Origin of the sequence: Stenotrophomonas sp. ZAC14A_NAIMI4_1, from assembly GCF_003086915.1 — a bacterium.
In the GTDB taxonomy this organism is placed as follows: Bacteria; Pseudomonadota; Gammaproteobacteria; order Xanthomonadales; family Xanthomonadaceae; genus Stenotrophomonas.
On sequence record NZ_CP026002.1, the window covers coordinates 3,129,964 to 3,154,156 of the forward strand.

Here is a 24,193-nt window from a genome sequence, read left to right on the forward strand (position 1 = left end):
ACTAGATCTCCTTGCGCTGGGCCGGGTTGGCGTCGATATGCGACTGGAACTCGTACTCGGCGCGCTGCCGGTAGGCGTACAGGGCCGCATCGTCGGGCAGGTCGGCCAGCGTCTTGCCGTAGTTGATCGCCTCGAGCGTGTCCATCGTGGCGCGTACACCGGGCGAGCTGCTGTACGGCCGCGGTCGCTGCAGTGGAATGACGTCGATGCCATGCACCAGGAACAGGCGCCCCGGGAACCGGCCAGCGTCGTTCCAGATTTTCGCGCACAGTGCATCGTCCAGGCTCACATCACCCTGCGCATCCGCCTCGCCCTCGGCAAGCGTCTCGGCCCAGCTTTCTGGCACCAGCGCGCCGTCACGCAGTTCAGCGTCCAAGGCCTTCCGGGTGCGCACGATCTTCCAGGCCTGGCCTGCCAGTGGCAGGCCCTGGGGCCCTGGGATGTCCTGCAGCCGGAAGGCCAACTTTGGAATCTGTTCGCTGAGCGCGCTGGTGGGCATGTCCGGCAGGGGATACGTCAGCTGTGCCGGGCCTACGAATGACTTCTGCCCCGCATGGACGGTCACGGTGCCGGGACAGTTGACCACCAGATTGCCGCCTTCCAGGGTGAGGCTGGCGCCACCGGCCGTGGCGATGTGCAGGGTGCGCGGCGCGGCCATTTCCAGCGCCCCCTGCGCACTGGCAGCACGTTGCGAGGCACGCGAGATGAGGTTGACCCGGTCTGACTGGGCCCGGATGTCCAGCATGGCCTGTCCGGCCACGATGCTCAGCGCCGCATCGCCTGCAAAGTTGCGGCTGCCGGCAGCCAGCATGCCGATTGCCTGCCGCGCATGCAGGCGCGCATGGCCCGCCACGCTGGCGTCGCTGTGCTGGCCACTGGCCAGCGCCACATGCTGGGCACTGCTCCAGTGCAGGGACTGCCCGGCGACCATGACAAGGCCGGCATGGCCGTGCAGCGCCAGGGTGGGCGCATCGGTATGTGGCACCCCGGCGGCTGAAGGCTCTCCCGCGCCATCCGCGGAGGCCTGTGCGTAGGTCTGGCCGGAAACGCTGGCACGGGCGACACGCTGCAGGCCGGCCAGACCCGCGCTGTCGTCGGGTGGCGCGTGGCTGGCCAGGCCAACCGTGCGGTGCGTGGCGCTCGTTGCATGGCTGACCTGGGCCAGGGTGGCAGCCTGCTGCAGCAACGCGCCGGCCGCAACCACCTCCCCGGCTGGCGACGACGCGCCATGGGGCCTGGCAGTCAGCCACACGCCACGCTCCGCGCGCAGCGTGCCCCACGCATCGGTACGCAGTTCCAGACCCTCACCGCGCAGTGAGCCGCGATGGTTGTCGGCCGTGTGCAGCAGATGGCCAAGATTCAATTCACTGCTGGCCTGGCTGCTGGCCAGCTGCAGGCGCAGCTGTGCATCGGAATCGTCGAACACCAGGCGGTTGTAGCCGGTGCCGGACCACTCGCGCGACTGGATGCCCCACAACGCCCCGGCGTGACGGTGCTGCCCCTCGCCTGGCGCCATCGCATGCCAGGCCGGCGCGTGACCGCCCGCAGCATTGCCCTGCGCGCTGGCACCGGTGTCGGTAGCTTGCCCGAACAGCCCGGAATCACCGGTTCCCGCCGCTGTACCGGCGGGGGTGGGTACGATGCCTGCGTCGCCACGACCGTTGTAGAGCGCGCCGAGCACCAGCGGCCGGTCGATGTCACCTTCGATGAAACCGACCAGCACCTCCTGGCCGACACGCGGCAGGAACTGCGACCCGACACCCGGCCCGGCATAGCGCTGCGCCACGCGCATCCAGCATGTCGCGTCCGCATCGGCAGCCCCTTGCAGATGCAGGCGCACGCGGACCCGGCCCTGGCTGTCTGCATGCAGGTCCGCATCGTCGCGGCCGCCACCGCTGATGACCGTGGCCGACTGGTAGCCCGGTGCAAGCGGGCGCGGATTGAGGCGCTCCCCCGTGCCATCGGGCAGCACGGGCCGCCACGGTTTCTGCTGGTCGACAGCGCGGAACCGATTGACGCAGCCGGTGGCGGAGGCGGCGTCCAACGGAGCACCCGGCAGCGCCTGGCTGGCATCACGCCAAGTGGCGGGTGCCTCGGCGCGCGACGGTGCAGATGCCTTGGTCAGTGGCGATGGATTGCACCCGTGGTGCAGCACTTCGATCGGCAGGATCACCGGCGCGGAACCCGAGCCGGAGCCCAGGACGCGGATGAAGCGACCGGCCTGCAGGCTGCGGATACTCCCCGCCCCCATCCAACCGGCCAGGCCCGCTTCATGCGCCTCCGCCGCGCGGCGGGCCCGGCGCTGCCCGTCATCTGCCTGGGCGAAGGCATGGGCGCCGACGGGCTCGTAGATCTCGCGCGGACTGCTGCCTGCGCCCTGCAATGGCAGCTGGACATGGCGCACCACCGGCCCCTGATAGTCGCTGGTGGAAAGGGACAGGCGGTTGCTGCCCAGCAAGCGATGCGGACCCAGTTGCTGCAGCGTGTCCGTTGCCTCGGTGCCGTCGTTGCGATGGAAGCGGATGCCGCCATCGCGGGCCGACTGTGGGTTTTCCGGCTGCACGGTGCTGTCGAACGACATCACCAGGGTCAGTCCGTCGCCGCTGTCACCGTCGAAGGCGCAGGCAATTCCCTCTTCGGCGAGCAGGCGCAGCACGAATGCCAGATCCGGCTCCCGGTACTGCACGCAGTAGCTGCGCACGGGCGCGGTGGCCAGGGCAGCCACGGCATCGTCGCTCCAGCGCCAACGGGCCAGATCGCCATGGCCGCCCAGCACGTCCTCGACGATGTCGCGCACGGGGCGCTCCTGGTACACCCGGCTGTGCCGGGCATGACCCAGAAACCACGTCCATGGCACAAGATGCAGGCGGTAGCGGGCCAGCCCGCCGTCGCTGCCGAGCAGGCAGGCCTCGGCGACATGCCCCCAGCGGTGATGGTCCTGCCCGTCGTCGAGGCGGGTGAGCAGCGCCCCGCTTCGGCCCAGCCAGGCGTCGAGCGGCAGATTGGCATCCGGGTGCAGCACATCCACCCAGTAATCGAATCCGCTGGCCAGGTGTTCATGGCCCCACCACTGTTCGACGAACAACGGCGGCAGGCCCTCGGCCTGCAGGCGGTGCATCTGTTGATCGGGCTCCAGCCCGACCAGCGAAGCAAGCGCGGAATGCGCACGTGAAGCGTCCATGACTTCTCCTGTGCCAGGCGCTCCTGCGCTGGCGATGGCCTGCTGCCACCTTCCACGCGGACCTGACCAGGCCCGGCCGCCGACTTCCCTTGGCGGTCGCGTCTGACCCGGCGCCCTGCGCCGATCCTCGCGGAAGACCCTGTTCCATTGGGACTCTGGGCCGATATTCATCCCCGGACCGGCCGCCGTCAAGTTCCCGTCACATCCGCCAACGCCGGTCATGACGGTTTTTTCACCACCGGCTCATGAGGCTTGTGGCACAAGCGATACAGGCGTCTATCCACAGGTTTCCTGCGGTCCGGTCCACACGGGGTGTGGAAAACGCCCGACGCTGGCCGTGCGGCCCTGCCGCGCGCTACCCTTGCTGCTTGAATCCACTGTGGTGCAAGGCTTCCGCCCTACCCGATCAATGAAAAGCATCGAGCATCGAGATTTCACCCTGTCGCCGGAAGACAACGAGCGACTGGCCAACCTGTGCGGCCCCTTTGATGGGCATTTGCGACAGATCGAGCTGAAGCTCGGTGTGGAGATCGCCAACCGCGGCTTCGTGTTCCGCATCAGCGGGCCGGACGAGGCGATCATCGAGGCGCAGAAGCTGATCGAAGCGCTGTATGTCGAAGCCGCCGAAACCACCTTTGACAGCCACGCCATCCACCTGCGCTTGGCGCAGGCCAATGTCGAGCAGATCGCCGAGCGTTCCTACGAAGCTCAGGATGTGGCGATCAAGGTCAAGCGCGGCACCGTGCGCGGCCGCGGCGCCAACCAGGGCCGCTACCTGCACCAGATCGCGACCCATGACATCAACTTCGGCATCGGCCCGGCCGGTACCGGCAAGACCTTCCTGGCCGTGGCCAGCGCCGTCGAGGCTCTCAACGAGTCACGCGTGCAGCGGCTGATCCTGGTGCGCCCGGCGGTGGAAGCCGGCGAGAAGCTGGGCTTCCTGCCCGGCGACCTGAGCCAGAAGGTCGACCCCTACCTGCGCCCGCTGTACGACGCCCTGTACGAAATGATGGGCGTGGAGAAGGTGGTCAAGCTGCTGGAAAAGAACGTCATCGAGATCGCGCCGCTGGCCTATATGCGCGGCCGCACGCTCAACGATGCGTTCGTGATCCTGGACGAAGCGCAGAACACCACCATCGAACAGATGAAGATGTTCCTGACCCGCCTGGGCTACGGCTCCACTGCAGTGGTCACCGGCGACCTGACCCAGACCGACCTGCCCAAGCACGTGAAGTCGGGCCTGCGCGATGCCATCGACGTGCTGCGCGATGTGGAGGGCGTGACCTTCACGTTCTTCGAAGCACGCGACGTCGTGCGCCACCCGCTGGTGGCGCGCATCGTCAATGCCTACGACCGCCGCGACCTGCATCAGCTCAAGCCGGGCGCCGAATAACCGTACGCTGCCGTCGCGAGGCGGCCCGGGCTCCGCTGGAAGGTACCGAAAGGATGAGGATCGACTACGACGCCGACGACTGGACGTCGCAGTAGGACGCCACACGCGCGATACTGTCGCCTCTCAGATCTGAATGCCGGAATTGTCATGACCAAGGGCCCCGTCCGCCTCGATGTCGCCATCAGCTACGCCCTGCCCCGCGCCGGGCTGCCGGCGGCGGTGAGCTTCCGCAAGTGGGTGGCCGCCGCCCTGAAGGGGCGCATCCGCGAGGCCGACCTGGCCATCCGCGTGGTCGATGCCAAGGAAGGCCAGTCGCTGAACCGGCATTACCGTGGCAAGGATTACGCCACCAACGTGCTCAGCTTCCCGGCCGATGTGCCCGAAGGCCTGCCCAAGGGCGTGAAGTTCCCGCTGCTGGGTGACCTGGTGATCTGCGCGCCGGTGGTCGCCCGCGAGGCCGACGAGCAGGGCAAGGCCCTGAACGCCCACTACGCGCACCTGACCGTGCACGGCGTGCTGCACCTGCTGGGCTGGGACCACGAGGACGACAAGGAAGCCGAGGCGATGGAACAGCTCGAGCGCGAGATCCTGGCCGAGCTCGGTATCGAAGACCCCTACGCCGGCGAGCGCTGAGCCGCGTACGGCGCTATCCTCAGCTGCAACCTCCCCGGAGACACGGACGATGATGGGTGACATGGGGCCAATGCTGGCCAAAACGGCGATCTTTGCCCTGCTGCTGGTCGTGGCCGCCAACCTGCTGCACCGCCTCAGCGCCCGCCACCCTGATGGCCGGCATTGGCTGCTGCGCACGCTGGCCGTGCTGTCGCCGTCCAGCCTGCTGGCCGCGCTGGCGGTAGGCGTGGTCGGCCCGCACCTGCTGGAGGGCCCTGGGCCGGTGAGCAGCAACGGCACGCTGTGGATGACGTCGATGGTGCTGATCCTGATCGGCGCGTTCTCCGCGCCGGTATGCTGGCGCGTGGTCCTGCAGAAGCGCCTGGGCCGCGACAGCAGCAGCCTGCCGTTCTTCCATGCAAGCCGTGCGCAGCTGTGGGCGCTGTTCGTACTGGCCGCGGTGTACATGAGCGTCATTCCTCGTTCGGTCGCGGATGTACCGGACTGGCTGCTGGAATCGGGCCCCCTGCAGTTTGCATTGCGTGCGGTGCTGCAATTGGTGCACGTGGCACTGTTCTCGGCGATGCTGACCCTGCCGGTGATGGCGCTGCGCGCCGTGGCCCGTCGTTCGCTGGGGCGCATGCGGTCCCTGTTGGGCCGCACCTCGCAGGGCTGAGCATGCCCCGCGGGTGCGCCCGACCTGTCCGGTCGCAGGCGCCCCCCTCCGCCGCTACCATGTCCAGGCACCCTTCATCGCGGATCCCATGCCTGTGCTGCTGCGTACTGCCCTGCCCCTGCTGCTTGCCTCTTTCGCCTCCACCGCATCGGCCGCCCCGCTGGACCTGCCGGCCCTGATCGAATGCCGCCAGGGCGTGGCCGAGCATGCCGCGCTGGCGCCGCTGCTGGCCGACCCGCTGAAGGCCGTGGCCCAAGGCCTGCAGCCGCTGCCGCAGGGCAACCAGTTCATGAGCGAATTCCGCCTGGCCAACCCCATCACCGTGTTCGGCCAGCAGACCGAACGGGTGGCCCTGGCCGGCGCCAGCGTGATGGCCGTGCTGGACCAGGCCGACCCGCACCCGCTGGCCAAGCGCCTGGAACTGGAAACCGGCTACGACCAGGACGGCAAGTTCATGGCCGGCCGCGAGGTGGTCAGCCGCGACGTGACCAACCCCAGGACCGGCGAGGCCCAGATCGAATCGATCATCCTCAGCGTCTCGACGGTGGCCAGCCACCCCGGCAAGACCCTGGCCGGCTGCACCTACAGCCTGGATCTGCCGGCCGAGGACGAGGTTCCGGCCGCCGCCGGCGGCGGTCACTGAAAGGCCCCAACATCCTGCTAGACTTGGGACAACGCCCGGCTTGCCGGGTGCCCTTTTTCCAGAGATGTCAGAAGACGACAGTAGTAGCTCCTCCCTGGAGCCCCATGAAAAGAAGCGCGGCTGGCTTGAACGCCTGACGTCCGCCTTCTCCGGCGAACCCCATACCCGCGACGAGCTGGTCGCTGTCCTGCACACCGCGCAGGAGGAGGGTCTGATCGCCGCCGATACCCTGAAGATGATGGAAGGCGCCATTTCGGTGGCCGAGCTGACCGTGGGCGACGTGATGATCTCGCGCTCGCAGATGGTCTCTCTGCCGGTCGAGGCGCCGTTCCTGGACCTGATGAAACAGGTCGTCGAATCGGGCCACTCACGCTTCCCGGTGCACGGCGAGAACAAGGACGACATCCTTGGCATCCTGCTGGCCAAGGACCTGCTGCGCGGCGTTGTAGCCGACAACGGGCCGGCCAACGTGCGCGAGCTGCTGCGCCCGGCGGTGCTGATCCCCGAGGCGAAGAAGCTCAACGTGCTGCTGAAGGAGTTCCGCCTGTCGCGCAACCACATGGCCATGGTGGTGGACGAGTACGGCGGTGTCGCCGGCCTGGTCACCATCGAGGACGTGCTGGAACAGATCGTCGGCGAGATCGACGACGAGCATGACGAGGCCGAGGACCAGTCGGCGCAGATCGCCATCCAGGCCGACGGCCGTTACGTGGTCGATGCACTGACCGCGATCGGTGATTTCAACGAGCGTTTCGGTGCCACGTTCTCCGACGAGGACTACGACACCATCGGCGGCCTGGTGACCGAAGCGATCGGCCACCTGCCGGAGGTGGGCGACGAACTGGCGCTGGACCGCTTCATGTTCCGTGTGGCGCGTGCTGATGCGCGCCGGGTGCAGGCCTTCCATGTGACGGTGCTGCCGCCGGACGAGCAGGACGACGCTTGAAGCGCCGGGGCCCGTTCTCGCCAATGCGCCTGACCGCGCGCCTGACCCTGTGGCTGGCACTGTGCGTGCTGGCCATGGCCCTGCCGCAGGCCGCCTTCGCACAGGCGGCTTCGGCCGCCCCGGCGGCCGGCGTCGCCAGCCCGCAGGAGGCACCGGCGCCGCGCATCGGCGTGGTGACCATGCAGCCGGGCACGGTGTTCTTCGAGCGCTTCGGCCACGACGCCATCGTGGTCCTCGACCCGGTCAGCGGCGAGGCGATCTCGTACAACTTCGGTTATTTCGATCCGTCCGAGGATGATTTCATCAGCCGCTTCGCACGCGGCGACATGATGTATTACCTGGTGGCGCTGCCGCTGCAGCAGGACCTGTCGTACTACGACGAGACCGGCCGCGGCGCCAGCGTGCAGTGGCTGGACCTGCGCCCGGACCAGGCCCGTGCCCTGGCCGCGGGCCTGGCCGAACGGGCGAAGCCGGAAAACGCGCGCTACCACTACGACTACTACACCGCCAACTGCGCCACCATGGTGCGCGACACCTTGAACGAAGCACTGGATGGCGGCCTGCATGCGCAGCTGTCCGGGCGTTCGCGCGGCAACACCTACCGCAGCGAATCGGTGCGCCTGGCCTCGCCGGCACCGTGGATGTGGCTGGGCTTCGACGTCGGCCTCGGGCCCTTCGCCGACCAGCCGCTGTCGCGCTGGCAGGAAGCCTTCGTGCCGATGCGCCTGGCCGATGCGCTGCGCCAGGTGCGCAACAGCGATGGCCGGCCACTGGTGCAGAGCGAGCAGGAACTGCTGCCGCACCGCATCGCGGCCGAACCGAAGGAGTTCGCCCGGCGCTGGTGGCCGTGGCTGCTGTGCGGGCTGGTGATCGCCGCCGGCGTGCTGGCCCTGCGCAGCCGCCCGCGCCTGCTGGCCGGGCTGGCCCTGCCGTTCTGGCTGCTGTGTGCGCTGTTCGGTGGCGTGCTGGTGTTCCTGTGGGGCTTCAGCATCCACTACGCCGCCTGGGCCAACCGCAACCTGCTGCTGCTCTCGCCCCTGGCGGTGCTGCTGCTGCCGGGCGCCATCGCCCTGCTGCGCCGGCGCGTGCCCGGGCGCATGTTCAGCATCGTCCTGTGGCTGCTGGCCGCGCAGTCGGTGGCCGCCCTCGTGCTGCACTGGCTGAGCCTGCAGGCGCAGTACAACGTGCAGTGGATCGTGCTGCTGCTGCCGGTGCACGTGGCACTGGCCTGGGTGCTGGCGCGTCGTCCTCACTTGTCCGAAACACCCCGCTGACGCAGGATGGCGGGCATGTCATTGCCCGCCTCCGCTTCCGCCCCCGCATCGAACAACCCCGCCTGCGTCATCAACTGCGTCCACTACGATGACCAGGGCAAGCGCCACGACATCAGCCTGGATGCCATCAGCGACGTGATCGCCAGTGGCAACGGTTTCGTCTGGGTCGGCCTGTTCGACCCCAACGACGACGTGCTGCTGAAACTGCAGGAAGAATTCTGCCTGCATGACCTGGCCATCGAGGACGCGCGCAACGCGCACCAGCGGCCCAAGGCCGAGGCCTACGGCAACTCGCTGTTCGTGGTGATGACCACCGCGCAGATGGTCGACGAGCGCATCCAGTATGGCGAAACGCACGCCTTCCTCGGGCCACGCTTCCTGGTGACGGTACGCCACGGCGCATCGCTGTCGTATGCACCGGTGCGCGCGCGGGTGGAACGCGAACCGCAGCTGCTGAAGATGGGCGCGTCCTACTGCCTGTACGCGGTGGCCGATTTCGTGGTGGACAACTACCTGCCGATCACCACCCGCTTCCGCGACACGCTGGACCTGCTGGAGAAGGACATCTTCGCCGAGACCTACAAGCGCAGCACGGTGACGCGCCTGTACGAACTCAAGCGCGAACTGAACAAGATGCGCATGGCGGTGGCGCCGCTGCAGGACGTGCTGGCGCAGCTGCGCCGCTACCAGGGCGACCTGATTCCCGACGAAGTGAAGCTGTACGTGCGTGACGTGCACGACCACGCCGCGCGCATCAGCGATGTGATCGACACGCTGCGCGAGATGCTGGGCACGGCCCTGAGCGTGAACCTGTCGCTGGTGACGCTGGCACAGGGTGAGACGGTGAAGCGACTGGGTGCGTGGGCGGCACTGCTGGCCGCGCCGACGCTGATCACCAGCTGGTACGGCATGAATTTCAGCCACATGCCCGAGCTCAACCAGCCGTGGTCCTACCCGTTGATGATCGTCGGCGTGGCCGCGGTGTGCGTGGGCCTGTACCGGTTGTTCAAGCGCGCCAGATGGCTGTAGGGCGCTTTTTGTAGAGTCGAGCCATGCTCGACTACTGTACGAGGCGTTGCGTAGAGTCGAGCTTGCTCGACTGATGCCTGCCAAAGCAGTCGAGCAAGCTCGACTCTACGAGAGCGTAGAGCAGTCGAGCCGCGCCGACGCTGATCACCAGCTGGTACGGCATGAATTTCAGCCACATGCCCGAGCTCAACCAGCCGTGGTCCTACCCGTTGATGATCGTAGGCGTGGCCGCGGTGTGCGTGGGGTTGTACCGGTTGTTCAAGCGCGCCAGATGGCTGTAGGGCGCTTTTTGTAGAGTCGAGCCATGCTCGACTGCTGTACGAGGCGTTGCGTAGAGTCGAGCTTGCTCGACTGATGCCTGCCAAAGCAGTCGAGCAAGCTCGACTCTACGAGAGCGTAGAGCAGTCGAGCATGGCTCGACTCTACAGAAGCGGGATCAGGCGACGTAGACGGTCTTGATGTTCATGAACTCATGGATGCCGTGGTCGGCCAGTTCGCGGCCGAAGCCCGACTCCTTGCTGCCGCCGAACGGCAGGCGCGCATCACTCTTGACGATGGCGTTGACGAACGCCGCGCCGCATTCCATGCGCTGGGCGAAGCGCTCGCCGCGCACCACGTCGGCGGTCCACACGCTGCCGCCCAGGCCGAAGCGGGTGTCGTTGGCCACGCGCAGGGCCTCGGCTTCGTCCTTGACCCGGATCACCGCGGCCACCGGCCCGAACAGTTCCTCGTCATAGGCCGGCATGCCCGGCCCGACCTGGTCGAGCACCGTAGCCGGGTAGCCCGCGTGCGTGCCGGCAATCGGTTCGCCACCCACCCGCACGCGCGCGCCCTTGGCCACGCTGGCCTGTACCTGCTTGTGCAGTTCATCGCGCAGGTCGGCACGCGCCATCGGCGCCAGCGTGGTGCCACGCTCGTTCGGATCACCATACTGGCGCTGGCCGGCGGCCTCGACGAAGCGGTCGGTGAAGGCATCGGCCACGGCATCGACCACGATGAAGCGCTTGGCCGCGATGCAGGTCTGCCCGCTGTTGTCGAAGCGCGACTTCACCGCGGCGGTGACGGTCTTGTCCAGGTCGGCATCGTCGAGCACGACGAAGGCATCGCTGCCGCCCAGCTCCATCACTGATTTCTTCAGCTGGCTGCCGGCGTTGGAGGCAATCGAACGCCCTGCCCGCTCGCTGCCGGTCAGGGTCACCGCCTTCACCCGCGCATCGCGCAGCACATCGGCCGCCTGGTCGTTGTTGATATGCAGCACATCGAACACACCCGCCGGCAGGCCGCCGTCACGACACACGGCCAGGATCAGGTCGGCGCACTGCGGCACGTTGCTGGCGTGCTTGAGCAGGGCGACGTTGCCGGCCATGAACGCCGGCGCGAGGAAACGGAACACCTGCCAGATCGGGAAATTCCACGGCATCACCGCGAACACGCAGCCGATCGGCTCATAGCGCACATAGCTGCGCTGCGCCTCGGTGTCGATGATCTGCGGCTTCAGGTAATCGGCAGCGTGGCCGGCATAGAACTCGCAGGCGGCCGCGCACTTGTCGACCTCGGCCAGCGCCTCGGCCTTCAGCTTGCCCATCTCGCCGGTCATCGCCTGCTGCAGATCGTCGCGGCGTGCGCGCAGCTGGGCGGCGATGCTTTTGAGGATGGCGCCGCGATCCTGCAGCGAGCGCTCTGCCCACGCCGGGAACGCGTCGGCAGCGGCCTGCAGGCGCTGCTCGATGTCGGCCGCGCCGAGCAGTTCATGGCGGTAGGTGACCAGGCCGGTGGCCGGGTTGACGATTTCGACGGTCATGGGGGATCTCCATCAGGCAGATCCCCAGTGTGCGCCCGATCCCGTGAGCCGGGTGTTGCCGCCGCATGGCGGCGGCGTGCGGGCCTCAGCCGTTGTCCTGGCGGGCCAGCTGCAGGTCGCGCTGGCGGCGCTTTTCGGCGCGCGCGTTGATGTACCAGCCGATCACCGCGGCCACCGACACCGCCGACACCAGCAGGGTTGCCAGCGCGTTGATCTTCGGGCTGATGCCCATGCGCACCGAGGCGAACACCTTCATCGGCAACGTGGTCGAGCCCGGGGTGGCGACGAAACTGGCGACCACCACGTCATCCAGCGACAGGGTAAAGGCCAGCAGCCAGCCGGCCACCAGTGCCGGGGCGATGATCGGCAGGGTGATGCGGCCGAACACCGTCAGCCGGCTGGCGCCGAGATCCATCGCCGCTTCTTCCAGCGAGAGATCCATTTCCTGCAGGCGCGAGGACACCACCACGGTGACGAAGCACAGGGTGAAGGTGACGTGGGCGATCCAGATGGTGGCCAGGCCGCGCGCGGGGAAGCCGGGAATGGCGCCCATCGAGGCCAGCAGGGCCATCAGCGAGAAGCCCAGGATGACATCGGGCATGACCAGTGGCGCGGTGACCAGCGCACCGAACACCTGCTTGCCACGGAAGCGGCGGAAGCGGGTCATCACCATCGCCGCCAGCGTGCCCAGCACGGTGGCGGTGCAGGCGGTCCAGAACGCCACGACCAGGCTGGTCCACATCGCATCCATCAACGCGCGGTCGGCGAACAGATCGCTGTAGGCGCGGGTGGAGAACCCGGCCCAGACCATCGCCAGCCGCGAGCTGTTGAACGAATAGAACATCAACAACAGGATCGGCAGGTACAGGAAGGCGAAGCCGAGCACCAGCACGCCCAGGCCCAGGCCTTTTGCGCTACGCGGGCTCATGCCTGCTTCCCTTCCAGCAGGCGCTGCTGGGATCGGTTGAACCAGAGGATGGGCACCAGCAGCAGCAGGATCATCGCCACCGCCATGGCCGAAGCGCCCGGCCAGTTGCGGTTGTTGAAGAACTCGTTCCACAGCTGGCGGCCGACCATCAGCGTCTCCGAGCCACCGAGCATTTCCGGGATCACGAATTCACCCACCGCCGGGATCATCACCAGCATGCAGCCGGCGATGATGCCGGCCTTGGACAACGGCAGGGTGATGCGCAGGAAGGCCTGCCAGGGCTTGGCGCCGAGATCGTAGGCCGCTTCCAGCAGGCGGTTGTCATGCTTGACCAGGTTGGCGTACAGCGGCAGCACCATGAAGGGCAGATAGCAGTAAACGATGCCGATGTAGGCCGCGGTCGGGGTGTCGATCAGCTGCAGCTTGGGCAGGCCCATGCTGGTCATCAGCGATTGCAGGCCGGTGAACTGCAGGAACTGGTCGAGCAGGCCGTTGCGGTCCAGGATCGCCTTCCACGCATACACGCGGATCAGGAACGAGGTCCACGACGGCAGCACCACCAGCATCATCGCCACGTTGCGCGCGGCCGGCGACAGGCGGGCGATGGCATAGGCCATCGGGTAGCCGATCAGCAGGGTGAGGAAGGTGGAGATGGCCGCGATCTTGATCGAGCTGAGGAACGCCTGGGCGTAGATCGAATCGCGGAACAGCGCAAGGTAGTTCTCGAGGTTGAGCTTCAGCGAGAACGCGCCATCGACGTACTGCAGCAGCCAGGTGTACGGCGGCGAGCCGACCCGGCTGTGCGAGAAGCTGATCATCAGCACGATCAGGAACGGCACCGCGAAGAACAGCAGCAGCCACAGGTAGGGAATGCCGATGACCGTGGCACGCGTGCCCGGCAGCCAGCGCTTCAGGCCCGCCGCGCTCATGAGGTCAGCACCACGCCGTCGTTGTCACGCCAGTGCACCCACACCTGGTCGCCCCAGGTCAGGCCATCACTGGCCCAGCGCTGCGAGTTGGCGAAGTTGGCCAGTACCTTGGCACCGCTGGGCAGGCGCACGTGGTAGACCGAATGGCTGCCGAAATAGGCGATGTCCTCGATCACGCCCTGCGCCTTGTTGGTCGGCGCGTCCGGCTCGTCCTTGCCGATCATGACCTTTTCCGGGCGCAGCGCGAACGCGACCGGCTGCCCTTCGTAGCAGGTGATGCCGTGGGCGATGTAGACCGGCGCCGGGAACAGCGGCGAGCGCACGGTCACGTACTCGGGCAGGTCCTCGTCGATGACCCCTTCAAACAGGTTGACCGAGCCGATGAAGCCGGCAACGAAACGGTTGGCGGGCTGCTCGTAGACCTCATCGGGCTTGCCGACCTGCTGGATCCAGCCGGCATCCATCACCGCGATGCGGGTGGCCATGGTCATGGCCTCTTCCTGGTCGTGGGTGACCATCACGCAGGTCACGCCGGAGGATTCGATGATGCTGACCAGTTCCAGCTGCATCTGCGAGCGCAGCTTCTTGTCCAGCGCGCCCATCGGTTCGTCCAGCAGCAGCAGCTTGGGGCCCTTGGCCAGCGACCGTGCCAGCGCCACGCGCTGCTGCTGGCCGCCGGACAGCTGGTGCGGCTTGCGCTTGCCCAGGTGCGCCATCTGCACGAGGTCCAGCATTTCGCCCACGCGACGGCTGATTGCATCCTTGGCCAGGCCATCCTGCTTCAGGCCGAAGGCGATGTTCTGCTCGACCGTCATGTGCGGGAACAGGGCGTAGGACTGGAACATCATGTTGACCGGCCGCTGGTACGGCGGCAGCGCGTCCAGGCGCTGGCCATCGAGGGTGATGCTGCCCTTGGTGGGCGTCTCGAAGCCACCCAGGCAGCGCAGCAGGGTCGATTTGCCGCTGCCCGAGCCACCGAGCAGGGCAAAGATCTCGCCCTTGCGCACGTCCAGGTTGACGTCGTCGACGGCGACGAAACCGTCGAATTCCTTGCGCAGGTCACGAATGGAAAGATAGCCGGGCGCACCGTTCGCATCGACGACGGCGGCTTCCGGCTGGGCTTCAACGGGCATGGGGGCTCCGGGAGCGGGCGGTGGACAGCGGCGGCCATTCTACCGGCCGGGGGGCGCAAATGCGTGCCGACCAACGGTCGGCACCTACCGGGCCGGAGGGCCCGTGGGGGCATGGCCCGGCGGAACGCATCACCGCGCGGCCACCGGCGGGGCGTCCTGCCAGCCCAGGCCCAGGCTCTTCTGCAGGCCCACGTAGCGCACCAACAGCTGCAGGCGCGCCTGGGCGGCGGCATCCTGCGCCTGCAGGCGCTGGCGTTGCACGTCCAGCAGGTCGATCTGCGAGGTGGCACCCGCCTGCCGGCGCTGGTTCATCAGCGCCAGCGAGCGGTCCGCCGAGGCCTCGGCCCGGACGCTGGCCTGCAGCTGCTGACGGGCGGCACCGAAGCGTGCCAAGGCGGTGTTGGCGTCCTGCAGCGCGGCCAGCACCGTGCCTTCGTAGGCCGCCAGCCGCGCCTCGTTGCCGGCCCGGGCCTGGGCTACGCGCGCCTTGTTCACCCCGAAATCGAACAGCGACCAGCGCAGGAAGGGGGCGACGATGGTGGCCGCCGAATCCGGCCCCAGATCGGACACCGACGTGGCCCCGGCACCGATGGTGCCCAGCAGGGTCACCTGCGGGAAGTAGGCTGAAATCGCCTGGCCGATCTGCGCCGAGGAGGCCGCCAGCTCGCGCTCGGCTTTGCGTACATCCGGGCGTCGCTGGATCAGCGCACCGGCATCATCCACCGGCACGCTGGCCGGCAACGCCGGCAGCGCCTGGTCCGCGGCCAGCCGCGCATCCAGCGCGCCCGGCTCGCGGCCGATCATCAGGGCCAGCACATCGCGGGCCTCATCCGCCTGCGCCTGCAGCGGTGGCAGCGCGGCCTGCTGCTGTTGCAGCTGGGCCTGCGCGCGCTCGACCTGCAGGTCCGAATCGGCCCCGCGCTGGCGGCGCTGGCGGGTCAGCTGCAGGCTGTCATCGGCCGCGCGCAGGTTGTCCTCTGCCAGCGCGATGCGCTCGCGGCTGCTGCGGTAGCCCAGGTAGACCTGCGCCAGCTCGGCCGCCAACTGCACCTGCGCATCGGCCAGCGCCGCCGCATTGGCCTCGGCTTCGGCGGCGGCCTGTTCGGCCGCGCGACGACGGCGGCCGAACAGATCCAGCTCCCAGCTGGCATCGAAGCCGGCCACGTACAGCTCGGTATCCAGATCGATATCGGCAAACTGCTGGCGCAGCTGCGCCGCCTCCTGCGGGCGACCGTTGGCCTCGGCCACGCCCGCGATGTTCTCGCCGAGGCCACGCACGCTGTTTGCCAGGGAATCAGGCGCCTTGACGTTGGCATAGCCCGCGGCCGCGCCCACGCTGGGCAGCTGCTCGGCGCGGCGCTGGCGCTGCAGCGCGCGCGAGGCCAGCAGCTTGGCCTGCGCCGCGCGCAGGTTGGGGCTGTTGCGCAGCGCCTCGTCCACCAGCTGGTCCAGCAGCGGATCGTTCAGTGCGCGCCACCACTGGCTGGGCGGCGTGGCTGGCTGCACGCCGGCCTGCGCTGCTCGCGGCAGCCGGGCCTGCGCGGTGGCGCCGGTGGCCACGTCCGGCTTCACGTAATCCGGCCCGAGCATGCAACCGGCCAGCAGCAGCGGCAGCGTGGCCGGCCACAGCCGGTGCAGGCGGAGGGAAGCGGTGAGCGTCGTCGAAGTCATCAGTGCATCGCCAATGGAACGCCCTTGGGCAGGGGCTTGAGCAGGAAGACCAGGGGCAGGGTCGCCACCACGATCAGGCCAAAGATCCAGAACAGGTCGTTGTAGGCCATCACCATCGCCTGCAGCTGCACGGTCTGCGCCAGCACCGCCATTGCCTGCGTCGCGTCGCCCAGCTGCTGGCCATAGGCGTGCAGCGCATCCTGGGCCACGGTCGAGTTGGCGGTGACGCTGCTGCCGATCGCATCGATGTGCAGGGTGGCGCGGCGTTCCTGGAAGGTGGAAATGATGGCCAGCCCGATCGAGCCGCCGAGGTTGCGCGCGGCGTTGAACAGGCCCGAGGCATCGCTGGTGTATTCGCGCGGCACCGAGGTGATGGCCGCCTGGTTCAGGGCCATCATCGCCAGCGCCAGGCCGCAGCCCTGCAGCAGCTGGCCGATGACGAAGTGCGGGCCGATGCTGTCCGGCGTCAGCCCCAGGTTGACGAAGCAGGCGGCGGCGAAGCACAGCATGCCGCCGAACACCATGATGCGCACGTCCACCGTTTCCAGCATCTTCGGCATCAACGGCATCAGCAGGATGGTTGGCAGGCCTGCCAGCAGCAGCACGTAGCCGGCCTGCTCGGTGTTGTAGCCGGCGATGATCGCCAGGAACTGCGGGATCATGTACATGACCCCGAACAGGATCATGCCCACCGCCATCACCATCACGAACACCGCGCCGAAACTGCGCTGGAACAGGATGTTGAGGCGGATGACCGGCGCCTTGCTGGTGAACTGCGAAAGCGCCAGCAGGGCGAAACCCAGCAGCGAGACGAGGCTGAGCACCACGATCATGGTCGATTCGAACCAGCGCTCGCGCTGGCCGTCTTCCAGCACCACGGTCAGCGCGGACAGCCCGGCGGTCATGCCGAGGATGCCCAGCCAGTCGGCGCGCAGCAGCCCGCCCCAGTTCGATTTCTCATGCGGCAGGCCGAGCAGCAGCAGGGCGACCAGGCCGGCGCAGATCGGCACGTTGATGAAAAACGCGTAGTGCCAGCTGACGTTCTCGGTCAGCCAGCCGCCCAGCAGCGGGCCGATCACCGGGCCGAGGATGACGGTCATGCCGAACAGCGCGGTGCCCAGCGGCTGCTGCTTCGGTGGCAGCCGCGTGCCGACGATGGTCAGCGCCGTGGGGATCAGCGCACCACCGGCAAAGCCCTGCCCTACCCGGCCAGCGATCATCATCGGCAGCGAATCGGCCAGGCCGCACATCACCGAAAACGCGGTGAACAGCGTGGCGCAGATCAGCAGGAAGGTGCGCAGGCCCAGCGTGCGCACGAACCAGCCGGTCAGCGGAATCATCACGATTTCCGAGACCAGGAAGGCGGTGGAGATCCAGGTGCCCTCGGTGCCGCTGGCGCCGACTTCGCCCTGGATGGTGGGCAGCGCCGCGTTGACGATGGAGATGTCCAGCGTGGCCATGAACGAGCCGATGGTGCCGGCCGCCACGGCCAGCCACGCACCGGCATCGGCCTTGCCTCCGGCGGCGGGTGCTGCGGGAGCGGTGGTGGCGTTCATCGCGCCGGTGCGGCCGTGGCCTCGGCCTCGTCGCGGGTGCGCTCGCGCGCGTCCTTGGCATTGCGCGTATCGACCGTCACTTCCACCGACATGCCCGGCACCAGCACCTTGCGCGCCTCGGCTCCGGCATCGACACGGATGCGTACCGGCACGCGCTGCACGACCTTGGTGAAGTTACCGGTGGCGTTCTGCGGCGGCAGCAGCGCGAACTGCGAGCCGGTGCCCGGCGAGATGCTTTCCACCGTGCCGTGCAGGGTGGTGCCCGGCAGCGCATCGACCTTGATCTCGGCGGGCTGTCCGGCGCGCATCAACCCCACCTGGGTTTCCTTGAAATTGGCGCTGAGGTACAGCGATTCGACCGGCACGATGGTCATGGTGCGGGTGCCGGCAGCAACGAACTGGCCCACCTGCACGGTCTTGTTGCCAACGCGCCCGTCGATGCGCGCGCGCAGCTCGGTGTCCTCGAAGGCGACCCGTGCCTGCGCCGCATCAGCCTGCGCCTGCTTGAGCCCGGCCTGGGCCTGTTCCAGCTGCGCCTGGCTGGCCTCGATCTGGCTCTGCGCGCCCTGGATCTGCGCCTTCGCCGCGTCGTACTGGGCCTGCGCGCGTTCGACGTCGTGGCGCAGGCTTTCCACGTGTTCGTGGGTGTCGGCGCCACTGGCGGCCAGCGGGGTGAAACGGGCCAGCTCGGCCTTGCCGAAGCGCAGCGAGGCCGTGGCGGCGGTGAGCTGGGTGCGCGCCTGCAGCAGGCTGGACTGCTGGCCCTGCACGCCGGCGGCGGCGGCGGCGATATCGGCTTCGCGCACGGCGATCACCGCCTCGGCCTGGTCCAGGGTGGCGCGGTAAGTGCGCGGGTCGATGCGCAGCAGCGGTTCGCCGGCCTTGACCCACTGGTTGTCCTGCACCAGCACTTCGGTGACGTAGCCGTTGATGCGCGGTGCGACGGCCACGGCGTCGGCCTGCAGGTAGGCGTTGTTGGTGTCCTGCAGGTAGCGGCCGACCAGCAGGTGGTAGACGAGCCAGGCGACCAGCGCGATGACCACGACGATGCCGATGAGGGCCAGGGTCCAGCGGACCTTGGGGTTCTTCAGCGGCGAAGGCTTGTCCTCTTTGGTGGAGGCGTCTTCGTCGGTGGGGGCGTCGGTGCGCTGGGGGTGGTCGGTCATTGTCTCGTCGTGGCGGTGGTCGGTGCCATACGGGACGGTAGGGGAAGGGGTGCGGAGGTGAGGTGAAAGCGTTTGTCGCTCTGCGGTGTGGCGTATCCGTGCGGCAGGGAGGCCGGGTGGGGCGTCAGGACACGCCGTAAACCCATCCTTGGGGGCTCGTAGGCGCCATCCATGGCGCCTGCGGTCCTGCCGCCCCACCCGGCCTCCCTGCCCTTCAGCTCCCCGGCGGCGGACAGGAGGTCAACGGCAGAGCGGAAGCAAAAGCAAAAAAAAAACGGAGGCCGTTGGCCTCCGTTTTTCTGCTTGGTGGAGGCCGACCGTTGGTCGGCCCTCACTTACTTGCCGGTCTTCACTTCGGTCCACAGGCGGGTGTAGAGCTTGTCGGTTTCCGGGGTGTTGATCGAGTAGGTGAACATCTTTTCAGCCACGTCGGCCGGCGGGTAGATGGTCGGGTCGGTGCGGATGGCTTCGTCCACCAGCGGGGTCGCGGTCGGCACCGGGTTGGCGTAGTGGATGAAATTGGTGTTGGCCGCGGCGACCTTCGGTTCCAGCAGGTAGTTGATGAACTTGTAGGCCGCTTCCGGGTGCTTGGCGTCCTTCGGAATCGCCAGCATGTCGAACCACTGCGGTGCGCCTTCCTTCGGGATCGAGTAGGCCACGTGCACGCCGTTGCTGGCTTCCTCGGCGCGGTCGCGGGCCTGGATGATGTCACCCGACCAGCCCACCACCAGGCAGGTGCCGCCGTTGGCCAGCGAACCCACGTACTGCGAGGAGTGGAAATTCTGCACGTACGGACGGATCGACTTCAGCAGGTCGGCGGCCTTCTGCAGCTCGGCCGGGTCGCCGCTGTGCGGGTCCAGGCCCAGGTAATGCAGGGCGATCGGGATCATGTCCGCCGGCGTGTCCAGGATGGTCACGCCGCAGTCCTTCATCTTACTGATGTTTTCCGGCTTGAAAATCAGGTCCCAGCTGTTGGCGATGTCGGCGCTGCCGCCGAAACGCTCCTTCAGCATGTCCACGTTGTAGCCGATGCCGGTGGTGCCGATCATGTACGGCACGCCGTACTTGTTGTCCGGGTCCTGGGTGGCGATGCGCTTCATCACCGACGGGTCCAGGTTGGCCAGGTTCGGGATCTTGCTCTTGTCCAGCGGCAGGAACACGCCGGCCTGGATCTGGCGGCCGAAGAAGTTCAGCGTCGGCACCACCACGTCGTAGCCGCTGTTGCCGGCCAGCAGCTTGGTCTCGACCATCTCGTCGCTGTCGAACACATCGTAGGTCACCTTGATCCCGCTCTCCTTCTCGAAGGTCGGGATGGTGTCCTCGGCAATGTAATCGCTGTAGTTGTAGACGTTCAGGACCTGGCTGTCCTGCGCGCCACCGTTGCCACCGCCACAGGCGGCAAGCATGGCGGAGGCCAGGCCGAGCGTGAGGATACGCAGCTTCATCGGGTGCTCCAGAATGCGGAATGGGGGGAGGCCGGCGGGGCCGGCGACGGGTGCCAGCCTACCCCCCGGCGGCTCGTTCATCAATTGCAGCCCTTCACACGTTCAACAGCAGGAACTCGCGCTCCCAGGAGCTGATGACGCGGAAGAAGGTCTCGTATTCCTTGCGCTTGACCGAGATATAGGCCCGGCAGAAGCGTTCGCCCAGCAGGGCCTGCAGTTCGGCGCACTGTTCCAGCCCGTCCAGCGCCTCGCCCAGCGAGCGCGGCAGGTTGTAGCCCAGTTCCTTGGCGCTGCCGGTCACCGGAGCGTCCGGGGCCAGCCGCTCGCGGATGCCCAGCAGGCCGCAGGCCAGGGTCGCGGCCATCGCCAGGTAGGGGTTGGCATCGGAGCCGGCGAAGCGGCTTTCCACCCGCATGTTCTCCGGCGTGTCCAGCGGCACGCGCAGGCCACAGGTACGGTTGTCGTAGCCCCAGTGCACGTTGCTGGGCGAGACCTCGCCGAACACCAGGCGCCGGTAGGAATTGACGTTCGGCGCGAAGAAGGCCATCGCCTGCGGCACGTACTTCTGCAGCCCGCCCAGGTAATGGCCGAACACCGGGCTGAACTCGCCCTCGCCATGGGTCTCGCCGGTGAACACGTTGCTGCCGTCGCTCACCCGCACCAGGCTCTGGTGGATGTGCATGGCGCTGCCCGGCTCGTTCTCCATCGGCTTGGCCAGGAAAGTGGCGTACACGCCGTGGCGCATCGCCGCCTCGCGCATGGTGCGCTTGAACAGGAACACCTGGTCGGCCAGGTCCATCGCATCGGCGTGGGTGAAGTTCACTTCCAGCTGCGCCGCGCCGGATTCGTGGATCAGCGTGTCCACGTCCAGCTTCATCGCATCGGCGTAGTCGTACATCAGGTCGAGGATGGGATCGAATTCGTTGACCGCATCGATCGAATACGACTGCCGCGCCGTCTCCGGGCGCCCCGAGCGGCCGGCCGGCGGCAGCAGCGGGAAATCCGGGTCGGTGTTCTTCTGTACCAGGAAGAATTCCAGCTCCGGCGCCACCACCGGGCGCAGGCCCAGTTCGGCGTACGCGGCCAGCACGCGGCGCAGGACGTTGCGCGGGGCCAGTTCATGCGGCTCGCCGGTCTTGGTGTAGCAGTCATGGATGACCTGCGCGGTGGCATCGGCCGCCCACGGCACCATGCGCACCGTGTCCGGGTCGGGCCGCAGCATCATGTCCGAGTCCGACGGCGAGGTCAGGTCGTAGTAATCGTCAGGGAATTCGCCGGTGACCGTGGTCGCGAAGATGCCTTCGGGCAGGCGCGTGCCGTAGTCATGCGAGAACTTGTCGGCGGGGATGATCTTGCCGCGCGCGTTGCCGGTGATGTCCGGCACCAGGCATTCGACCTCGGTGATGCGCCGCTCCTTCAGCCAGCGCAGCAGGCTGCTTTCCTGCGGTGCGGGGGGCGTGGCCGTCTTGCGCGGGCGAGGTCGGGAACTCATCGGGAATCCAGTCGGTTCTGTTGGTACTGCCGGCAAGCTTGGCCGAAAGCACGGAAAATAGCGTGATAGAACGGCGCCTGCATGACACGCCACTCCGGGTGCCACTGTACGCCGAGCACGAAGCAATGGTCGCTGCTGCGTGCAGCTTCAACGAGGCCATCAGCGGCCCACGCCTCCACCTGCAGGCCATCGGCCAGCCGTGCGATGCCCTGCCCATGCACGGAATTGACCTGTGCCCGTTCGCTGCCCTGCCACTGTGCGAGCCAGCCACCCCGGGCCAGGCTGACGGCGTGCGCCGGGCCATACTGCACCTCGACCGGCGCCTGCGGGTCCTCGCGATGGTCGGCCAGCCCGGGTACTGCATGTACCTGCTGATGCAGGCTGCCGCCGAGGGCCACGTTCAATTCCTGGAAACCGCGGCAGATCGCCAGCACCGGCAGGTCCCGCGCCAGCGCGGCCTGCAGCAGGGCAAAGGCGTTGCCATCGCGCGCGGGGTCGTGCAGGTTGCCCGGCCAGCTGCGGCCGCCGTCATAGTGCTGCGGTTCGATATTGCTGACCGCCCCGGTCAACAGCAGGCCATCCAGCCCCTGCAGCCAGTCGTCGGCCGGCAGCGGCGGCTGCAGGCTGGGCAGCACCAGCGGAGTGACCGCCGCCGCATCGACCAGCGCGCGCACGTACTTTTCCCCAGCCACCGCGAAACGGTGATGGCCGAGCACGGTGCTGTCGGTGGGCAGGCCCACCCAAGGCAGGCGGCGCATGGGGAAACTCCTTGGCGTGGAGCCAAAATACCCGTCGGCGCGCGCAGGCGGCAAGTCGTCGCCGTCACACCCCAGCGCGCGCGTATCGGCCAGACTATACGGGTGAACAGTGATCGCCCTCCCCCGCCCTCTCCCTGCATCGCGCGCCCGCGAGGCCTGCCGTGAGCGCGGATTTCCCGCCGAGCTGGTACGCCAGCAGCCTGCCCGAGCCGGCCGCGCTGCCGCCGTTGCGGGGAGACGTGCAGGCCGACGTGGCCGTGCTCGGCGCCGGTTACACCGGCCTGACCGCCGCACTGGAGCTGGCCCTGCGCGGCTACCGCGTGGTGCTGCTGGAAGCCCAGCGCATCGGCTGGGGAGCCTCAGGGCGCAACGGCGGCCAGGCGCTGGTGGGCTACGGCTGCGAGGTGGATGAGCTGGAACGCCAGCTCGGCCGCGACGACGCCCGCCACCTGTTCGACTGGTCGCGCGAGGCGGTGCAGTCGATGCGCCAGCGCATCACGCGGCACGGCATCGACTGCCACTGGGTGGAAGGCCATGCCAGCGTGGCGATCCGTGCGCGCCACGAACGCGACCTGCGCGCCGGCTGCGAACACCTGCAGCGCCACTACGATTACCCCATGCAATGGTGGGAGCGCGACGTCCTGCACGCCCAGCTGGACAGCCCGCGTTACCGCGCCGCGATGTTCGACCCGCTCAGCGCGCACCTGCATCCGCTGGCCTACGCCCGCGGCCTGGCCGATGCCGCCCGCGCAGCCGGCGTAGCCATCCACGAACACTCACCGGTCACCCGCGTGCAGCGCGGCGCACAGGCCACCCTGCATACCGCGCAGGGCAGCGTACGTGCCGCGCACCTGGTGGTGGCTGGCAACGCCTTGCTGCTGGGGCTGCTGCCGGAACTGGAGTGCCGCGTCATGCCGGTCGGCACCTACGTCGGCGCCAGCGCGCCGCTGGGCGCCGAGCGCGCGCGGCAGCTGATCCGCAACGACATGGCGGTCGCCGACACCGCCTGGGCCCTGGATTACTTCCGCCTCAGCCATGACCACCGGCTGCTGTTCGGTGGCCGTGCCAGCTATTCAGCGCTGCCGCCGCCGGGGCTGCGCGGGGTGATGCAGCGGCGCATGCACGAGGTCTTCCCGCAGCTGGCCGACGTGGCCCTCGAGCAGGTCTGGGGCGGCTATGTGGACATCACCCGCAACCGTGCCCCGCACTGGGGCCGGCTGGACGGCAACCTTTATTTTGCCCAGGGTTTCTCCGGGCACGGCGTGGCCGCCGCCGGCCTGGCGGGCGAAGTGATTGCTGCCGCCATCGACGGACAGAGCGCACGCCTGGATGTGTTCCAGCGCCTGCAGCACGCGCCGTTCCCGGGCGGCCGGCTGCTGCGCATGCCACTGCTGGTGGCGGCGATGTCCTGGTACAAGCTGCGCGACGCACTGTGGTAGCACGGCCGCGGCCGGATTATCCCGGCACACGCACCAATCAGAACGGCCTCATTATCAAAGGGCTGCCGCGTTCCCGCTGAAGGGTAATTCAGGTAAATCACACCAATGGTGTGATGACTTT

Annotated in this window: 19 protein-coding genes and 1 pseudogene; 9 read left to right on the forward strand and 11 right to left on the reverse strand. The window is 68.0% G+C overall.

Features of this window, described 5'->3' with window-relative positions; all coding sequences use genetic code 11:
* Position 1: 1 nt before the first annotated feature.
* A complete protein-coding gene (locus C1926_RS14315; RefSeq protein ID WP_108759629.1) occupies positions 2 to 3,181 on the reverse strand; it encodes a type VI secretion system Vgr family protein in 3,180 nt (1,059 codons plus the stop codon).
* Positions 3,182 to 3,590: 409 nt separating this feature from the next.
* Between C1926_RS14315 and C1926_RS14320 the strand changes: the two genes are divergently transcribed.
* From C1926_RS14320 to C1926_RS14355, 8 genes and pseudogenes are all read left to right on the forward strand, one after another.
* Positions 3,591 to 4,574: a PhoH family protein gene (locus C1926_RS14320; protein ID WP_108759630.1), complete on the forward strand. Its 984-nt coding sequence runs from the start codon at positions 3,591 to 3,593 to the stop codon at positions 4,572 to 4,574.
* A 147-nt stretch (positions 4,575 to 4,721) separates the two neighbouring features.
* Positions 4,722 to 5,207 carry an rRNA maturation RNase YbeY gene (gene ybeY / locus C1926_RS14325; RefSeq protein WP_079221336.1) on the forward strand — a complete coding sequence of 162 codons (486 nt, stop codon included), beginning with the start codon at positions 4,722 to 4,724 and terminating at the stop codon, positions 5,205 to 5,207.
* Positions 5,208 to 5,277: 70 nt separating this feature from the next.
* Positions 5,278 to 5,862 carry a hypothetical protein gene (locus C1926_RS14330; RefSeq protein ID WP_108759631.1) on the forward strand — a complete coding sequence of 195 codons (585 nt, stop codon included), beginning with the start codon at positions 5,278 to 5,280 and terminating at the stop codon, positions 5,860 to 5,862.
* An 88-nt stretch (positions 5,863 to 5,950) separates the two neighbouring features.
* Complete coding sequence (locus C1926_RS14335; protein ID WP_108759632.1) at positions 5,951 to 6,505, forward strand: hypothetical protein; 555 nt, start codon at positions 5,951 to 5,953, stop codon at positions 6,503 to 6,505.
* Positions 6,506 to 6,569: 64 nt separating this feature from the next.
* Positions 6,570 to 7,451 (forward strand): transporter associated domain-containing protein, encoded by an 882-nt coding sequence (locus tag C1926_RS14340; protein WP_079221333.1) that lies wholly within the window; start codon positions 6,570 to 6,572, stop codon positions 7,449 to 7,451.
* A gap of 23 nt (positions 7,452 to 7,474) precedes the next feature.
* Complete coding sequence (locus C1926_RS14345) at positions 7,475 to 8,725, forward strand: DUF4105 domain-containing protein (protein ID WP_108759633.1); 1,251 nt, start codon at positions 7,475 to 7,477, stop codon at positions 8,723 to 8,725.
* 6 nt (positions 8,726 to 8,731) lie between these two features.
* The gene (locus C1926_RS14350) at positions 8,732 to 9,754 is read left to right on the forward strand and encodes a magnesium and cobalt transport protein CorA (protein ID WP_108759634.1); all 1,023 of its coding nucleotides are present in this window, start codon (positions 8,732 to 8,734) and stop codon (positions 9,752 to 9,754) included.
* A gap of 128 nt (positions 9,755 to 9,882) precedes the next feature.
* A pseudogene (locus C1926_RS14355) lies at positions 9,883 to 10,035 on the forward strand (CorA family divalent cation transporter); the annotation flags it as partial.
* Between the two features lie 155 nt (positions 10,036 to 10,190).
* Here the strand turns inward: C1926_RS14355 and C1926_RS14360 are convergent.
* From C1926_RS14360 to C1926_RS14405, 10 genes are all read right to left on the reverse strand, one after another.
* Entirely contained in the window at positions 10,191 to 11,555 is a 1,365-nt protein-coding gene (locus C1926_RS14360) for an NAD-dependent succinate-semialdehyde dehydrogenase (RefSeq protein ID WP_108759635.1), read from the reverse strand.
* Between the two features lie 85 nt (positions 11,556 to 11,640).
* Complete coding sequence (locus C1926_RS14365) at positions 11,641 to 12,483, reverse strand: ABC transporter permease subunit (protein WP_079221329.1); 843 nt, start codon at positions 12,481 to 12,483, stop codon at positions 11,641 to 11,643.
* On the reverse strand, positions 12,480 to 13,412 hold the full coding sequence (locus C1926_RS14370) for an ABC transporter permease subunit (RefSeq protein WP_079221328.1): 933 nt from the start codon (positions 13,410 to 13,412) through the stop codon (positions 12,480 to 12,482). Before C1926_RS14370 ends, C1926_RS14365 begins: the two co-directional genes overlap by 4 nt.
* Complete coding sequence (gene potA / locus C1926_RS14375; RefSeq protein WP_079221327.1) at positions 13,409 to 14,545, reverse strand: polyamine ABC transporter ATP-binding protein; 1,137 nt, start codon at positions 14,543 to 14,545, stop codon at positions 13,409 to 13,411. The genes C1926_RS14370 and potA overlap by 4 nt, the downstream gene beginning before the upstream one ends.
* A 129-nt stretch (positions 14,546 to 14,674) precedes the next feature.
* Positions 14,675 to 16,216, reverse strand: a complete 1,542-nt coding sequence (locus tag C1926_RS14380) for an efflux transporter outer membrane subunit (RefSeq protein WP_108759636.1) — start codon at positions 16,214 to 16,216, stop codon at positions 14,675 to 14,677.
* Entirely contained in the window at positions 16,216 to 17,772 is a 1,557-nt protein-coding gene (locus C1926_RS14385; protein ID WP_108759637.1) for a DHA2 family efflux MFS transporter permease subunit, read from the reverse strand. Before C1926_RS14385 ends, C1926_RS14380 begins: the two co-directional genes overlap by 1 nt.
* The gene (locus C1926_RS14390; protein WP_108759638.1) at positions 17,769 to 18,938 is read right to left on the reverse strand and encodes an HlyD family secretion protein; all 1,170 of its coding nucleotides are present in this window, start codon (positions 18,936 to 18,938) and stop codon (positions 17,769 to 17,771) included. Before C1926_RS14390 ends, C1926_RS14385 begins: the two co-directional genes overlap by 4 nt.
* A 335-nt stretch (positions 18,939 to 19,273) precedes the next feature.
* Entirely contained in the window at positions 19,274 to 20,383 is a 1,110-nt protein-coding gene (locus C1926_RS14395) for a polyamine ABC transporter substrate-binding protein (RefSeq protein ID WP_108759639.1), read from the reverse strand.
* Between the two features lie 94 nt (positions 20,384 to 20,477).
* Entirely contained in the window at positions 20,478 to 21,875 is a 1,398-nt protein-coding gene (locus C1926_RS14400; RefSeq protein WP_079221322.1) for a glutamine synthetase family protein, read from the reverse strand.
* Positions 21,872 to 22,633, reverse strand: a complete 762-nt coding sequence (locus tag C1926_RS14405; protein ID WP_108759640.1) for a gamma-glutamyl-gamma-aminobutyrate hydrolase family protein — start codon at positions 22,631 to 22,633, stop codon at positions 21,872 to 21,874. The genes C1926_RS14400 and C1926_RS14405 overlap by 4 nt, the downstream gene beginning before the upstream one ends.
* 161 nt (positions 22,634 to 22,794) lie before the next feature.
* Between C1926_RS14405 and C1926_RS14410 the strand changes: the two genes are divergently transcribed.
* Complete coding sequence (locus tag C1926_RS14410; RefSeq protein ID WP_108759641.1) at positions 22,795 to 24,072, forward strand: FAD-binding oxidoreductase; 1,278 nt, start codon at positions 22,795 to 22,797, stop codon at positions 24,070 to 24,072.
* Positions 24,073 to 24,193: the final 121 nt, after the last annotated feature.

Coding starts and splice junctions, on each gene's coding strand:
- potA (WP_079221327.1), bottom strand. CDS start 14,545: ATGCCCGTTGAAGCCCAGCCGGAAGCCGCCGTCGTCGATGCGAACGGT.
- C1926_RS14385 (WP_108759637.1), bottom strand. CDS start 17,772: ATGAACGCCACCACCGCTCCCGCAGCACCCGCCGCCGGAGGCAAGGCC.
- C1926_RS14390 (WP_108759638.1), bottom strand. CDS start 18,938: ATGACCGACCACCCCCAGCGCACCGACGCCCCCACCGACGAAGACGCC.
- C1926_RS14345 (WP_108759633.1), top strand. CDS start 7,475: ATGCGCCTGACCGCGCGCCTGACCCTGTGGCTGGCACTGTGCGTGCTG.
- C1926_RS14360 (WP_108759635.1), bottom strand. CDS start 11,555: ATGACCGTCGAAATCGTCAACCCGGCCACCGGCCTGGTCACCTACCGC.
- C1926_RS14365 (WP_079221329.1), bottom strand. CDS start 12,483: ATGAGCCCGCGTAGCGCAAAAGGCCTGGGCCTGGGCGTGCTGGTGCTC.
- C1926_RS14330 (WP_108759631.1), top strand. CDS start 5,278: ATGCTGGCCAAAACGGCGATCTTTGCCCTGCTGCTGGTCGTGGCCGCC.
- C1926_RS14340 (WP_079221333.1), top strand. CDS start 6,570: ATGTCAGAAGACGACAGTAGTAGCTCCTCCCTGGAGCCCCATGAAAAG.
- C1926_RS14320 (WP_108759630.1), top strand. CDS start 3,591: ATGAAAAGCATCGAGCATCGAGATTTCACCCTGTCGCCGGAAGACAAC.
- C1926_RS14370 (WP_079221328.1), bottom strand. CDS start 13,412: ATGAGCGCGGCGGGCCTGAAGCGCTGGCTGCCGGGCACGCGTGCCACG.
- C1926_RS14350 (WP_108759634.1), top strand. CDS start 8,732: ATGGCGGGCATGTCATTGCCCGCCTCCGCTTCCGCCCCCGCATCGAAC.
- C1926_RS14315 (WP_108759629.1), bottom strand. CDS start 3,181: ATGGACGCTTCACGTGCGCATTCCGCGCTTGCTTCGCTGGTCGGGCTG.
- C1926_RS14405 (WP_108759640.1), bottom strand. CDS start 22,633: ATGCGCCGCCTGCCTTGGGTGGGCCTGCCCACCGACAGCACCGTGCTC.
- C1926_RS14335 (WP_108759632.1), top strand. CDS start 5,951: ATGCCTGTGCTGCTGCGTACTGCCCTGCCCCTGCTGCTTGCCTCTTTC.
- ybeY (WP_079221336.1), top strand. CDS start 4,722: ATGACCAAGGGCCCCGTCCGCCTCGATGTCGCCATCAGCTACGCCCTG.
- C1926_RS14400 (WP_079221322.1), bottom strand. CDS start 21,875: ATGAGTTCCCGACCTCGCCCGCGCAAGACGGCCACGCCCCCCGCACCG.
- C1926_RS14380 (WP_108759636.1), bottom strand. CDS start 16,216: ATGACTTCGACGACGCTCACCGCTTCCCTCCGCCTGCACCGGCTGTGG.
- C1926_RS14395 (WP_108759639.1), bottom strand. CDS start 20,383: ATGAAGCTGCGTATCCTCACGCTCGGCCTGGCCTCCGCCATGCTTGCC.